Annotated in this window: 13 protein-coding genes and 1 riboswitch; of the genes, 4 read left to right on the forward strand and 9 right to left on the reverse strand. The window is 43.3% G+C overall.

Annotation, left to right across the window (positions count from 1 at the left end; all coding sequences use genetic code 11):
- The first annotated feature begins 6 nt into the window (after positions 1–6).
- Complete coding sequence (locus MUG87_RS12060) at positions 7–825, forward strand: Cof-type HAD-IIB family hydrolase (protein ID WP_247082451.1); 819 nt, start codon at positions 7–9, stop codon at positions 823–825.
- Between the two features lie 25 nt (positions 826–850).
- Here the strand turns inward: MUG87_RS12060 and MUG87_RS12065 are convergent, their stop codons facing one another.
- Positions 851–1,513 carry a uracil-DNA glycosylase gene (locus tag MUG87_RS12065; RefSeq protein ID WP_247082453.1) on the reverse strand — a complete coding sequence of 221 codons (663 nt, stop codon included), beginning with the start codon at positions 1,511–1,513 and terminating at the stop codon, positions 851–853.
- 103 nt (positions 1,514–1,616) lie between these two features.
- On the opposite strand from MUG87_RS12065, the gene MUG87_RS12070 reads away from it, so the two are divergent.
- Positions 1,617–2,849: an NADH:flavin oxidoreductase/NADH oxidase family protein gene (locus MUG87_RS12070; RefSeq protein ID WP_281503649.1), complete on the forward strand. Its 1,233-nt coding sequence runs from the start codon at positions 1,617–1,619 to the stop codon at positions 2,847–2,849.
- A gap of 167 nt (positions 2,850–3,016) precedes the next feature.
- On the forward strand, positions 3,017–3,802 hold the full coding sequence (locus tag MUG87_RS12075) for a hypothetical protein (protein ID WP_247082455.1): 786 nt from the start codon (positions 3,017–3,019) through the stop codon (positions 3,800–3,802).
- Positions 3,803–3,873: 71 nt separating this feature from the next.
- Here MUG87_RS12075 and MUG87_RS12080 read toward each other — a convergent pair whose 3' ends face one another.
- The 8 genes from MUG87_RS12080 to MUG87_RS12115 all read right to left on the reverse strand — a co-directional run bounded on the left by MUG87_RS12080 (position 3,874) and on the right by MUG87_RS12115 (position 12,381).
- Positions 3,874–4,866: an ABC transporter permease gene (locus MUG87_RS12080; RefSeq protein WP_247082457.1), complete on the reverse strand. Its 993-nt coding sequence runs from the start codon at positions 4,864–4,866 to the stop codon at positions 3,874–3,876.
- A complete protein-coding gene (locus MUG87_RS12085; protein ID WP_247082459.1) occupies positions 4,859–5,776 on the reverse strand; it encodes an ABC transporter ATP-binding protein in 918 nt (305 codons plus the stop codon). The genes MUG87_RS12080 and MUG87_RS12085 overlap by 8 nt, the downstream gene beginning before the upstream one ends.
- Entirely contained in the window at positions 5,773–6,582 is an 810-nt protein-coding gene (locus MUG87_RS12090; RefSeq protein WP_247087676.1) for an SGNH/GDSL hydrolase family protein, read from the reverse strand. The genes MUG87_RS12085 and MUG87_RS12090 overlap by 4 nt, the downstream gene beginning before the upstream one ends.
- A gap of 139 nt (positions 6,583–6,721) precedes the next feature.
- Entirely contained in the window at positions 6,722–7,645 is a 924-nt protein-coding gene (gene thrB, locus MUG87_RS12095; protein WP_247082461.1) for a homoserine kinase, read from the reverse strand.
- Positions 7,642–8,703 (reverse strand): threonine synthase, encoded by a 1,062-nt coding sequence (gene thrC / locus MUG87_RS12100; RefSeq protein WP_247082463.1) that lies wholly within the window; start codon positions 8,701–8,703, stop codon positions 7,642–7,644. The genes thrB and thrC overlap by 4 nt, the downstream gene beginning before the upstream one ends.
- Positions 8,700–9,995 (reverse strand): homoserine dehydrogenase, encoded by a 1,296-nt coding sequence (locus tag MUG87_RS12105; protein ID WP_247082465.1) that lies wholly within the window; start codon positions 9,993–9,995, stop codon positions 8,700–8,702. The genes thrC and MUG87_RS12105 overlap by 4 nt, the downstream gene beginning before the upstream one ends.
- 198 nt (positions 9,996–10,193) lie before the next feature.
- Positions 10,194–11,099: a homoserine O-acetyltransferase MetA gene (gene metA / locus MUG87_RS12110; protein WP_247082467.1), complete on the reverse strand. Its 906-nt coding sequence runs from the start codon at positions 11,097–11,099 to the stop codon at positions 10,194–10,196.
- A complete protein-coding gene (locus MUG87_RS12115) occupies positions 11,080–12,381 on the reverse strand; it encodes a bifunctional O-acetylhomoserine aminocarboxypropyltransferase/cysteine synthase (RefSeq protein ID WP_247082469.1) in 1,302 nt (433 codons plus the stop codon). Before MUG87_RS12115 ends, metA begins: the two co-directional genes overlap by 20 nt.
- 265 nt (positions 12,382–12,646) lie before the next feature.
- A riboswitch (SAM riboswitch) is annotated at positions 12,647–12,749 on the reverse strand.
- A 237-nt stretch (positions 12,750–12,986) separates the two neighbouring features.
- On the opposite strand from MUG87_RS12115, the gene MUG87_RS12120 reads away from it, so the two are divergent.
- Positions 12,987–13,757 carry a DUF6944 family repetitive protein gene (locus MUG87_RS12120; protein ID WP_247082471.1) on the forward strand — a complete coding sequence of 257 codons (771 nt, stop codon included), beginning with the start codon at positions 12,987–12,989 and terminating at the stop codon, positions 13,755–13,757.
- The last annotated feature ends 9 nt before the right edge of the window (positions 13,758–13,766 follow it).

The following is a 13,766-nucleotide window of genomic DNA, read 5'->3' on the forward strand; positions in this document are numbered from 1 at the left end:
GTATATATGACTTATAAAATGATAGTACTAGATTTAGATGATACACTACTTCGTGATGATCATACGATTTCACCTCGTACCAAAGAAGCTTTGATGAAGGCACAAGAAGCTGGTGTAAAGGTTGTGCTTGCCTCAGGGCGCCCAACTTATGCGATGCTTGATATCGCGAAGGAGCTTCGTCTAGAAGAGTTCGGCAGCTTTATTCTATCTTTTAATGGTGCTAAAATTATAAACTGTCACACAAACGAGGAGCTTTTTAGCAGCACACTTTCTCCAGAAATGGTAAACCGTCTATATAACATCAGTCGCCGCGAGGACTTATTTATGCATACGTATGTAGGCGATGCGATTGTAACAGAGGCAAACAATCAGTATACGGAAATTGAAGCCGATATCACAGGTTTGCCGATTACTGAGATTTATAGCTTGCCAGAAGCTGTCACAGAGCCAGTTGTAAAAGTGTTGATGATGGAAGATCCGGAGCGTTTGGCAATTGCCGAGAAAAAACTCCAGGAAGAATTACAGGACGAGCTAAGCGTTATGCGCTCTAAGCCATTTTTCCTTGAATTTACAGAAGCTGGCGTAACGAAAGGAACAAGCTTGAACCACTTAATTCAAGAACTGGGCATTACGCGTGAGGAGGTTATCGCTGTGGGCGATAGCTACAATGACTTGGCGATGATTGAGTTTGCCGGGCTTGGGGTTGCGATGGGCAATGCACCGGCTGACATTAAAGAAAGAGCAAATTACGTAACAGATACAAACATGAATGATGGCGTTGCGAAGGTTGTAGAAACATTCATACTACAGCCAGCACTTGTGTAAAAGAAGAGGCGATTGCCTCTTCTTTTTATATGCACCAATCAATTGGCTTTTCTCCAATTCTTACAAGATGTTCATTTATTCTTGAAAACGGTTGGCTTCCAAAGAAGCCTTTATTTGCAGCAAAAGGGCTTGGATGCGCGGACTCAATAATTGGGTGGTTTGTAATTAAAGGTATTTTTGCTTGTGCATGCTTGCCCCATAACACAAAAACAACTGGTTTTTCACGTTCATTCAAAAGCTCAATGATACGATCGGTAAAAACCTCCCAGCCCTTTCCTTTATGAGAATTTGGCTCTCCTTGCCGCACGGTCAATACCGTATTTAAAAGCAGCACACCCTGCTTAGCCCATTTTACTAAGGAACCGTGATTGGGGATAGGGCATCCCATGTCACTATGTAGCTCTTTAAAAATATTTTTTAATGACGGGGGCTGTTTTATGCCTTCATTTACAGAAAAGCTAAGTCCCTGTGCTTGATTGGGACCATGGTATGGGTCTTGCCCTAAAATAACAACGAGGGTGTCGCTGTAGCTTGTATAATGCAGCGCATTAAAAATATCTTGCGCAGGCGGATATATGGTTTGTGTCGCATATTCTTCTTTTAAGAATTCCCTGAGCTCCTTATAATACGTTTTTTGAAACTCCTCCTCCAGCAGGTTTTGCCAGTCGTTTTTAAAAATCGGTGCCATCTATACTCATCCCTTCTATGTATTTCTTCCCACCATCGTACACGTTGTGCTTATGAAAAAGCAATGACCGCATGATACAATAATAAAGAAAGGGGCGATGAACGTGACCATAGATGTATTAGCCAAGCCGCTTACACTTCCCTGCGGCACCATAATCAAAAACCGCTTTTTTAAATCTGCGATGAGCGAGGGGCTCGCAACCGTAGATCACCGTCCTACTCCACTTCTTACCACTCTGTACGAGACATGGGCAGATGGAGGAGCCGGTCTGGTTGTAACGGGCAATGTCATGATAGACAGCCGCGCCTTAGGAGAGCCCCGCAACGTCGTGCTGGAGCATGAGCATGATTTAGATCGGTACAAACAGTGGGCAAAGGCAGGTACAGCGCATAACACACACCTTTGGATGCAGCTGAATCATCCCGGCAAGCAAGCCTTATCTGTATTGACAAAGGAGTCTGTTGCACCGAGTGCCATTCCCCTTGCCGGTGATATAGGGCGCTTTTTCGCCCCACCCCGCGCACTTGCAACGGAAGAAATTTACGATTTAATTGAACGCTTCGGAAACGCAGCGGCAATTGCAAAACGCGCCGGGTTTACTGGCGTACAAATTCATGCCGCGCACGGCTATCTCATCAGCCAATTTTTATCACCTCTTCATAACCAACGGAATGATGAATGGGGAGGATCGCTGCAAAATCGAATGAAGTTTTTACTAGAAGTGTACTATAACATCCGCTACAAGGTTGGAAGGAGCTTTCCAATCGGTGTAAAGCTCAACTCAGCTGATTTTCAGCGCGGTGGCTTTACAGAAGCAGAGTCTATGCAAGTTGTAAAAGAACTGGCACAGGCTGGAGTTGACTTACTTGAGATTTCAGGAGGCACGTATGAAAACCCAAGCATGACAGGCAGAAATATGAAGGAAAGTACGAAAAAACGCGAGGCATATTTTTTAGAATATGCGGAACGGGTGCGAGAGCTTGTCAAAACACCACTTGTTGTCACAGGCGGATTCCGCACGCCGCAGGGTATGGCTGAAGCTATTGCAAGCAGCGCAACCGATATGATTGGTTTAGCTCGTCCTCTTGCAGTAGAACCGGACTTGCCTAAGAAAATACTGGCCGGTGACATGAAAGTGCGGCAGCTACCGCCTATCCAAACAGGTGTTAAGGCCATTGATAACGCTGCCATGCTTGAGATGATTTGGTATGAGCAGCAGCTTGAGCGCATAGGAAAAGGAAAAGAACCAAAGCCATCGTATAATGCTTGGCTATCTCTTGCGCAGACTATCGTCACGCAAGGTAAGAATGTCTTTCAGAAACGAAGAAGCCAATAGTGCACATCTTCTTTTTTCTAAGTAATGCACACGTTAATAATTAGTTGGTTGCATGAAGTGGATAGGATGGACATTGCAGGCGCATAGCACTCTCTCTGACTGCCTGTGAAATGTGGAATTTGTAACGAAAAACAGCAACGAACTTTAACTGAGAGAAGGACACTAAAATGAGAGAAAAACTTTTATTAGAAAGACTCAATGAGATTGGAGCTAGTTTAGAAAAAACAGGGGATGCCTTGCTTTTACTAGGACTTGGTTCAGTTGGAAATGAGCTAGGACGCTTAGACGAGTATTCCGATTTGGACTTTTTTGTGATTGCAAAGCCTACCTTGAAAACAAGGTTTATTAATCAATTAGATTGGCTTGAATCTGTTCATCCTTTGGCTTATTCGTTTAAAAATACAAAAGACGGTTATAAGATATTGTTTGAAGACGGAATATATGGTGAGTTTGCCATATTTGAAGAAGAGGAAATGGAACACATTTTATTTTCTCCTGGACGCATTGTGTGGAAAGATCCTTCCTTTCAGAATCTAGATATTGTATCACCTGTAAGAAAGGCACCGCTGATACGACAACAGTCATTAAACCTCGCTATCAATGAAGCATTGACAAACTTATATGTGGGGCTTTGTAGGTACGCTAGGGGCGAAAAGCTATCTGGTATGAAATTTGTTCAAAGCCACGCATTAGATAACATCCTATCTGTACTCCATCTAATTGAACAAGAAGTAGCATACTATCCAGATATTTTTGGTAACGAGAGACGTGTAGAAAAAAGATTTCCAGCATTCGCAGAAGTAATAGAACAAATGCTACAAGGATATGAGCAAGTACCAGCATCCGCTCTTACCATTTTAGGTTATTTAGAAGAAGTTTATCCTGTAAATCAAAGTATGTGTAAGGAAATCAGAAAATTAGCAGCTATTTGCAACACACCACATGAACACTAAAATTAAAACAGAAGACTTGCTAAAAGCTAGAACGCTTGGATAGAAATCCAAGCGTTCTAGCTACTTTATTTTTAATTCGATATATCCTGCCGTGTGAACACCACAAACGCAATAATGAGAGAAACAATACCCCAAATACTTAAATTCATCAGTGAGAAGCCCATGGACAAGCCTTTTAAGGTTGGTAGCTGCCCTGATAGGTAATCTGTTAGCTGCATGTTTACACTAAAGATATATTTAGCGCCTTCCCAAGCTGTTGCAAATCCGCTTAGAATGCCACCAGCAATAAGTGCAGCCAGCATCACACCCATGCCAGCTGGTGTATTGCGAATCAAGACCGAAACCATAAAGGAGATGGTGCCGACAACAATCGCGACGAACCAGGCAAGACCATATGCCATTAAAATATACTTCCACTGCGGAATGAGATGCACATAACTTGTATTTAGACTTCCATTTTCTACCACAAACCCTGTTAAAATTGGTAAATGCCAGCCGCCATAACCAAATACAATCCCAGATAACACATAAGCAATGATACCGACAAGCAGGACGATGAAGGAAACGAATAACAGCATCGTCACATACTTACTAAGCAAGATCTTCCACCTTCGTATCGGTCGCGTCAGCAGCATTTTAATCGTGCCATCACTGCGGTCACCTGATACAAGATCAATCGCAACAATCATCACAAGAAGCGGAATAAAGAGCGTGATGCCTTGCTCGATAAATGCACGAACAAACGTCGGCGCACCTGGTGCATTCGGGTTGATATCATTGTCGAGATAGTATTGCTGCTGCTGCACACTTACTTGGAGCCACTGTTTCCACTCTTCTGGTAAGCGGGAATTGTTGAGCCTGTTTTGCGTATCCACAATCTGCTGCTGCAGTGCTACCTTCCAGTCTGATGTCCCGAGACGCTTGATTGTTGTTTCTACCTGCTTAAACTGCGCGTATACGAAAATGGGAATGAGCACAACTAAAATTAATGCGATTACAAAAACACGTTTTTTGCGATAGATTTTTTCTGATTCATTGTATACAAGGTTAAAAAATTCACGCATTGCTTCCACCTCCAGTCAACTGCATGAACAAATCTTCCAGTGTTACCGCTACCTCGCGCACGCCTTGTACTTCTACACCTTTCTCAATAAAAGCTTTATTATATGCGCTAATCATATGGACAGGCATGCGGCATACAACGATATTTCCATCACGAGTAACCTCGCTAATTGCAGGATCCGCAAGCAGCATACTTTCCGCTGTTTCTGCTGGCGTAACAATCCATTCCACTTTATCAGCTGCTTTTTTAATGAGCTCATCAATAGTAGAAACTGTAATCATTTTACCGTGATTGATAATAGCAACGCGGTCGCACATCATTTGTACCTCACTTAGCAAATGACTCGAGATAAATACACTGATATTGCGCTCTTTCACAAGGTTGTGAACAAACTCCCGTAGCTCGCGAATACCAGCTGGATCAAGCCCATTTGTCGGCTCATCCAAAATTAATAGCTGGGGATCGCCAAGCAAGGCCTGGGCAATACCCAGACGCTGCTTCATTCCAAGTGAGTACGTTTTTACTTTATCATGAATGCGCTGATCTAAATGAACCAGCTTGACAATCTCCATGATTTTTTCATCTGTCACATCACCAAGCATGCGCGCAAATTGCTTCAGATTTTCCCAGCCCGTTAAGTACGTATATAATTCTGGATTCTCTACAATGCTGCCAATTTGCTTCATCGCCTGGCGAAAATCCAGCCTCACATCATAACCGCCAATGGCAATTCGACCTTCTGTTGGCTTAATCAGACCTACTAGCATACGAATGGTTGTTGTTTTGCCGGCGCCATTTGGTCCTAAAAAGCCAAACACCTCGCCGGATTTTACTTCAAAAGAGATATGTTCCACAATCGTTTTTTTACCGATTACCTTCTTTAACCCATCTACCGCCAATACCGTACTCATTCTGCACCTCCGTTCTTAGCTACATCCAGTTTTGTTGTCATATTGTGCAAAAGACGCTCTGCCATTAATGCATATCCCGCTTCGTTTGGATGGAAATGGTCGGAGTATAGTAGCTTTGTTCCACTACTTTGAAATAAATCAAACGTCGGCACTACATACACACGTTCATAGTCTAATGCCGTTTTCTCTAAAGAGCTATTCCAGTCCGCGACGATACGTGATGTTCCCTTTAATTCCGGAATATCCTCAAATGGATTATATAAGCCTATCCAAAAGATTGGACTATCTGGATTTACTTCACGAATTTTCGTCAAGATTGTTTTAGCATTCGCTTGAAATGTCTCTGTGTCTGGACGGTACTGTGTAAAATCAGTATTAACTAATGTTTCCCAGCCAGGGAAAAGATCATTTCCGCCAATTGTTAATACGATGACATCCGCCTGCCCAATTGTGTAACGGGCACCCTTGTCAGAAAGCTGCTTCATTAAATCCGGAGCCTTCGCACCGCTTACAGCTAAGTTCGTTAAAGTTGTCTTTTGATCAAACTCCTCCTGTAGACCTTCCTTCACACGCCCGATATAGCCCGTTCCGTTTTTATCTCCTACTCCTCTTGTAAGAGAGTCGCCCAAACTCACAATTTGAAGGGTATCATTTTTCTTTGTCTTGATTTTGACTTCCGCCTGCTTCGGCACATTAGAGGCGCGCGGCTGCAGTACATCCTGGACCCCTGTCACAAATCCGTAGGCAAACAAGATAAAGGATGCCACTGTAATGGCAAGAAGTACTTTAATAACACCAGGTCTCATGCATACACCATCTTTCTCTTTACGTAATTGCACACATTATATCAAAACGCTTTCGCAAAAGAAAAAGTTAGGGTCTTATGAACCCTAACTTTTTTATAGTTATGAATTTTTTAACAATAAACCTTACAAAATAATGCGTTTATGAGCTTTGAATTGTCTCATCATAATGTATAACAACTTTACTACCTTCATTCACAATTTGTAGCACCTCTACAACACAATCCGAAAAGTAGGGTCTGAGTTCTGCTTGTATGGAGGCAGCCGCTCCTTTTCTCACATAACAAAGAACTGCAGGCCCAGCTCCGCTTAATGCGTATCCGTATATATCAGGATGCTCAGGCATGGCGCGCAGTGCTCTGAGCTCCGGGACGAACAACTCACGATACGGCTGATGAAATAAATCTCGTTTCATCGCTTCTCCTGCCAGAGACCAATCTTCTTTTAACAGAGCAGCCACTAACAGGTTGCTGACGCCGCTGCCTTGGACAGCTTCCGCATAGGAGAGCGTGGCAGGAAGTACGCTGCGGGCATCTGATGTTTTAAGCTCATAGGAAGGAATAATAGCGACAAGCTCCAGTTGATCAATTTGCTGATGAACAAGCATAGCCTTTTGTCCATCGTATGTTCCAACAACAAGACCACCGTAAAGCGATGCACCGACGTTATCCATGTGTCCTTCCATAATCGAACTGATATCCAGTTTTTCTTGCATGGTCATATTCAGTCTACAAAGTGTATTTGCCAATTCAATACCCGCAATAATAGCAGAAGCACTGCTTCCAAGGCCGCGCGTCAGCGGAATATCACTCGTCACTTCTAAGCGACAATATGGCAAGGTTACGCTATATTCGGCAGCGACGGCAAGCGCCGTTTGAAACAATAAATTACTTTCATCCTTCGGGATTCCCTCCAGCATCGCTGACTTTGCCTCGCAAAGCCAGGAGTCAGAGGAATATACATCTACTTGTAGATATTTATTAATCGCGAGGCCGATTGAGTCAAAGCCCGGCCCCAGATTAGCGGTGCTGCCTGGTACTTGTATCGTAAACATGGGAAGCGTCATTGAAGCACCGCCCCCTGAATATGTGCAAACACAACCTTTTCATCATTCGGAAGTACAATTGGTTTTATGTTTTTCACATCAATTGCGGTATTCGCATCCTTCAAGCCATTCCCTGTCAAGACGGCAACGACACGGGAGCCCTTTGGAATTTCGCCGCGCTCAATCTGCTTGCGAACCCCTGCGATGGACGCACAGGAGCCTGGCTCGGCAAAAACGCCCTCTGCTTGCGCAAGCAACTCATACGCAGCAAGGATTTCCTCATCTGTTACTTCATCAATTTTACCTTGTGAATCAATGGCAGCTTTGACAGCCTTATCCCAGCTTGCTGGGTTACCAATGCGAATGGCAGTCGCAATTGTTTCTGGTTCTTCAATTTTATAGCCGCGTACAATTGGCGCCGCGCCGGATGCCTGAAAGCCGCGCATTTGCGGCAGCCCCGTCCCTTTTTCCTCATGGTACTCCGTAAAGCCCTTCCAGTATGCGCTAATGTTACCGGCATTGCCCACAGGGATTGCTAATACATCTGGGGACTGCCCTAACGCATCGCAAATTTCAAAGGCAGCCGTTTTCTGCCCTTCCAAACGATACGGGTTAACTGAGTTTACAAGTGCTACAGGTGCCTCTTCACTCAGCTTGCGTACCATCTGCAGGGCATGATCAAAGTTGCCATCAATGCTGATAATTTCCGCTCCGTACATAACAGCTTGGGCTAGCTTCCCATACGCAATCTTTCCATTGGGAATCATAACAATACATTTCATACCAGCGCGTGCCGCATAAGCAGCGGCAGAAGCAGAGGTATTACCTGTAGAGGCGCAAATCACTGTCTTGCTTCCTGCTTCTTTAGCCTTTGCAACGGCCATGACCATGCCGCGATCTTTAAAGGATCCGGTTGGATTCGCCCCCTCTACTTTGACATATAGCTCTATATCCCATTCTTTTGAAAGCTTTTCCAGATGAATAAGTGGTGTGTTGCCTTCGTGAAGTGTAAGAAGCGGTGTTTCGGCTGTAATCGGTAAATATTGTTTATATTGCGTTAATAATCCCTTCCATGTCATTTGCTGTCACCTTCAATTCGATAGCTTGCCTTCACACACTTTACCGCATCTAGCTCCTCTAGCTTATGTAAAAGAGTTTGATAGTTTTCCAGCGTCGCACGATGTGTTACAATGACAATTTCAGCCGCGCCTTTTTCTTCAAGTGGCATTTGAATAATCTTCTCAAAGCTAGCATCATAGGAAGAAAACAAAGAGGTAATTTTAGCAAACACACCCACTTCATCCTTCACATGCAAACGAAGGAAGTACTTAGCCAGAACCTCTCGATCTTCTTTTAAAACTTTTTCATATTGCGGGGACACCGCACTATTTCCTGTTACACCTAATCTCATATTCTTCATAACTGCGACAAGATCGGATACGACAGCCGTCGCAGTTGGCAGGCTTCCCGCACCCGGGCCATAAAACATCGTTTCCCCCACAGCTTCTCCATATACATATACAGCATTAAACTCATTTTGAACGGAAGAAAGCGGGTGCTTATTCGGCAATAAAGTTGGCTCTACACTGACCTCAAGTTTATTGCCATCCCGCTTTGCAAGCCCGATTAGCTTCATCGTATAACCGAGATCACGGCTATATGCCAAATCCTCTTCCGTGATAGATGTAATTCCCTTAACCTTGACATCCGCCAGCTCCACATTTGTTGAAAACCCGAGTGTTGCTAAGATTGTCATCTTTCGTGCCGCATCTAGACCTTCCACATCTGAGCTTGGATCAGCCTCCGCAAAGCCGAGGTCCTGCGCTTCTTTTAATACATCTTCATATGCTTTTCCTTCGTTAGACATTTTCGTTAAAATAAAGTTTGTTGTACCGTTTACAATCCCCATCATCTTTGTGATGCGATCGGATGAAAAACCGTCCACAATGCTTCTTAAAATCGGAATACCTCCCGCAACACTCGCCTCATAAAAAAGGTCGCATTTATGCTCTTTGGCAACCGCAAGCAGCTCTGTTCCATACAGAGCCATCAAATCCTTGTTTGCAGTCACAACATGCTTCCCATTTCGCAGCGCCTGCAGTATACATTGTCTTGCTTGTTCTACACCGCCCATTACTTCAATGATGACATCAATTTCCTCACTATTTATAACCTCATCTGCATCCGTTGTTAACAGGGCAGGATTGATGGCGACATCTCTTTCTTTTTCCGGATTTTGCACAAGCACCTTCGCAACTTTAACAGGACAGCCAATTTGATGAGCCAAGCGATCTTGATGAGATGCAATAATTTTGACTACCCCGCTGCCAACAGTTCCAAGACCTAGTAGTCCTACTTTAATTTCAACCATCTTTCCCCACCCCTTCGTTTATTTATCTGCAATTATATAGGCTGTATATTTTAAAAACAATGTTTTTTGAACATTCAGAATATAAAAAATCACTTTGCGTATAGTAATCGTTTTCAAATACACTTCATTTAAATCTCAAGAAAAGTATATATAAAAAGGCAGTCATTGCTGCCTTTTTGCAACCTTATATTCAACCTATCACAAGATATAAGGCGTTGTTTGATAGACGTAATAATTGAGCCAATTTGAAAAAAGTAAATTTCCATGACTCCGCCAAGCCACAAACGGCTCTTGATTTGGATCGTTGTGCGGATAATAATTTTTAGGTACGTTAATAGGTATACCTTTCGCGATATCGCGCTCATATTCTTTCTTTAACGTATCTCTCGAATATTCACTGTGCCCCAAAATGAAGATATTCTTACCGGCGTTATCTGCCACAAGATGGACGCCAGCTTCTTCTGAACACGCCAACACATGCAGATCAGCAACACTCTCAATATCTACTGCACGTACTTCTGTGTGACGAGAGTGAGGGGCAAAGAAACGTTCATCAAACCCTCTAAGCAGCGGCAGGTTGCGCTCTTTTATTTCATGCTCAAACACACCAAACATTTTTTGAGGTAAGTCATATTTCGGCACCCCATAGTGATAATAAAGACCTGCTTGTGCCCCCCAGCAAATATGAAGCGTAGAAGTGACATTTGTCACTGAAAATTCCATAATTCGTTTTAACTCTTCCCAGTAATCTACCTCCTCAAAAGGAAGTGTCTCGACAGGCGCACCAGTGATGACCAAGCCATCAAAGCGTTCATTTTCGATATCGCGAAATGTTTTATAAAAGCTAGTTAAATGCTCCTTCGATACATTTTTGGAATGGTGAGATTCCATATGAAGCAAGTGTACATCAACCTGAAGGGGCGTATTTCCAAGCAGACGCAATAGCTGCGCCTCCGTTTCTTGTTTGGTGGGCATTAAATTGAGAATGGCGATTTTTAACTCCCGAATATCTTGCGTCGTTGCCCGCTCCTTTGTCATCACGAAAATATTTTCGCTCTCGAGAACCTGACGAGCTGGCAAATCCTTATCCACGATAATGGGCATATTGCTTACCTCCTGATAACGCTTGATTGAGGTCTGCGATCAAGTCCTCCACATCCTCAATTCCCACAGATAAGCGGACTAAATCCGGTGTCACACCTGCGAGGCGCTGCTGCTGCTCTGTTAACTGGCGATGCGTTGTGCTGGCAGGATGAATGACCGATGTACGCGCATCTGCAACATGTGTAACAAGTGCCGCTAGTTTTACTTGTTCAATAAACTCCCTCGCTGCGTTTGCACCACCCTTTACCCCGAATGTTAGTACACCACTAGCGCCCTTTTTCAAATATTTTTCCGCCAAGCTATACTGCGTACTGCTTTCGAGACCTGGATAATGAATCCAGCTGATGCGTTCATCCTTCTCAAGCCACTTTGCAATCTCTAGCGCATTTTGACTATGGCGGTCCATACGCAAATGGAGCGTTTCGAGGCCAATGTTGCTGATGTATGCATTAAACGGACTCATACAGTTTCCGTAATCGCGAAGCAGTTGTACGCGCGCTTTTACAATATAAGCTGCGGCACCAAAGTCTTTTACGTACTGTACACCATGATACGTGGCATCCGGTTCAACCAGTTCCTGATATTTTCCGTTATCCCAGTTAAAATTACCGCCATCAATCACAATTCCTCCAAGAGAGCTGGCATGACCGTCAATGTACTTTGTTGTGGAATGCACGACAATATTAGCACCGTGGGCAAAAGGTTGACATAAGTAAGGCGTTGCCAGTGTGTTATCAATCACTAGTGGTACATCAAGCTCCTTTGCTGCCTTTGTAAACTCTTCAAAGTTAAGTACATTCATCGCCGGGTTTCCAAGCGTTTCTCCGTATACAAGCTTTGTATTTTGCTTGCCTAGCTTCACAATTTCTTCCGCAGGTAGGTTTGGATCAAAAAAAGTAACTTCAATGCCGAGCTTACGTAGGCTCACGCCAAATAAATTAAAGGTGCCTCCGTAAACTGTGGATGAGCAAAGAAGATGATCTCCTGCGTTACAAATATTTAAAATCGCCAGCATAATGGCAGCCTGACCGGACGCGGTAGCTACTGCCCCGACGCCGCCCTCCAGTTGACTTAACTTTTGCTCAAACGCATTGATAGTTGGGTTACCAATACGCGTATAGATATAGCCTTCCGCCTGTAAATTAAACAGAGCTGCTAAGTCGTCTGGTGTATCATATTTATAAGTTGTACTTTGATATAATGGCAGTACACGTGGCTCTCCATTCTTTGGTGTATATCCGCCCTGCACACAAATTGTCCCTTGCTTCCATTGCTCTCCCATTTCAAACACCCTCTCTGATATAAAATAGCTCTGTTCAAGTTTGTTGTTGATTTCCGCAGGGGTTCGCTTTCAGCGGACAGTTAAAGAGTCTCCTCAGCGCTATGAGCCTGCGATGTCTCCCCTTGACTCTCTTAGTCTCACCCCTTCACTCTCATCAACAAGTTTCAATTAGAAACATCAGACTTTAACACAGCCTATAAATAAAAAACTGCTTCTCTCGCCCAAAGGCAAAAGAAGCAGTCCTATTACACGTTCGACCATACTTCTCTTATCTTTCAGCATTATTCTGCAGGATGTAGCACAATTCCGTTACCGGCTGTTGCTAAGGTTTCACTGGGCCTGATCCCTCCACCTATTCTTGATAAGACGTATGAAATTAGCTTGATTTTATATACAAATCACAGAAAAGTCAAATTATTTTTTTGATTTTTAAAATTATTTACCTTAATTATCAAAGACTTTTTCAACGTGTTCTAAACACATATTGTAAATCACATAAAGTTATTTTATTAAGGTCACTTTTTTAACATAATAATTTTTTACAATCACTCATTCCCTATCTTGAATATAATACGATGACAACAAACAGAATGGACGCATGGCTTATGAGCAATCAATTTAAAGAAATATTCGGAGCCGCGATAGCTGCCATAGGTACTATCACCGCGGCTATCGGTAGTACACCGCTTCCTTTTTTAGGCGATGGTCTAAAGAGTAATCTTGACCTATACGGCAATGTTCTACAAGCAACAGGTAACGCACTAGAAGCTGACGGACAAGATGGCATATCTTTAGAAAAGATAGGCAATGAAATACAAGCCACTGGAAATTCAACTGTTGTTGCCGGTATCCTATTAGATCGGGACGGAGATGCTGGCCAAAGGGCAATTATAACTGGAAATTGGCTACAAGCTCTAGGGGGATTGACTGCACTTGGGGATGAATTTGAAGACCCTACGGCAGCAGGGCAAAACTTTAACATTATAGGAAACTTACTGCAAGCAATCGGAAATTCTCTGCAAGCAATTGGGGGTATCCGGCAGCTTCGAGAAGAACAACAGGAGCAAAATCAAGAGGGAGAAGCAGAAACTTCTTCTGATAAAGAAGATCCATCTGACAAGGAGAAGAGGGTGGATACGAAAGAAGAGTCAAAAAAAGAGATTGGACCTAATGGCTTACTTATAATGGATCGCAATGAAACAATTATATTCGTAGGTAGCTGGGTGCAAGCCGTCGGGTCTGTCCTATCTCTAGTTGGTCAAATTCAAGAAGAAACACAGGAGGTAAGTGAGAAATCAGACGTGGATAAAAAGAATAAAAAAGAAATAAAAGATACACAAAAGGAAGATGATAAAGAAGAGTCGTCTGAAGAATAAGAGGGTGTC

The sequence above is a fragment of the Ectobacillus sp. JY-23 genome, from assembly GCF_023022965.1.
Classification (GTDB): Bacteria; Bacillota; Bacilli; order Bacillales; family Bacillaceae_G; genus Ectobacillus.

What these genes read in the sequence shown, in the direction of transcription:
- MUG87_RS12060 (WP_247082451.1), top strand. Translation starts at nt 7, where the DNA reads ATGACTTATAAAATGATAGTACTAGATTTAGATGATACACTACTTCGT.
- MUG87_RS12065 (WP_247082453.1), bottom strand. Translation starts at nt 1,513, where the DNA reads ATGGCACCGATTTTTAAAAACGACTGGCAAAACCTGCTGGAGGAGGAG.
- MUG87_RS12075 (WP_247082455.1), top strand. Translation starts at nt 3,017, where the DNA reads ATGAGAGAAAAACTTTTATTAGAAAGACTCAATGAGATTGGAGCTAGT.
- MUG87_RS12080 (WP_247082457.1), bottom strand. Translation starts at nt 4,866, where the DNA reads ATGCGTGAATTTTTTAACCTTGTATACAATGAATCAGAAAAAATCTAT.
- MUG87_RS12085 (WP_247082459.1), bottom strand. Translation starts at nt 5,776, where the DNA reads ATGAGTACGGTATTGGCGGTAGATGGGTTAAAGAAGGTAATCGGTAAA.
- MUG87_RS12090 (WP_247087676.1), bottom strand. Translation starts at nt 6,582, where the DNA reads ATGAGACCTGGTGTTATTAAAGTACTTCTTGCCATTACAGTGGCATCC.
- thrB (WP_247082461.1), bottom strand. Translation starts at nt 7,645, where the DNA reads ATGACGCTTCCCATGTTTACGATACAAGTACCAGGCAGCACCGCTAAT.
- thrC (WP_247082463.1), bottom strand. Translation starts at nt 8,703, where the DNA reads ATGACATGGAAGGGATTATTAACGCAATATAAACAATATTTACCGATT.
- MUG87_RS12105 (WP_247082465.1), bottom strand. Translation starts at nt 9,995, where the DNA reads ATGGTTGAAATTAAAGTAGGACTACTAGGTCTTGGAACTGTTGGCAGC.
- metA (WP_247082467.1), bottom strand. Translation starts at nt 11,099, where the DNA reads ATGCCCATTATCGTGGATAAGGATTTGCCAGCTCGTCAGGTTCTCGAG.
- MUG87_RS12115 (WP_247082469.1), bottom strand. Translation starts at nt 12,381, where the DNA reads ATGGGAGAGCAATGGAAGCAAGGGACAATTTGTGTGCAGGGCGGATAT.
- MUG87_RS12120 (WP_247082471.1), top strand. Translation starts at nt 12,987, where the DNA reads ATGAGCAATCAATTTAAAGAAATATTCGGAGCCGCGATAGCTGCCATA.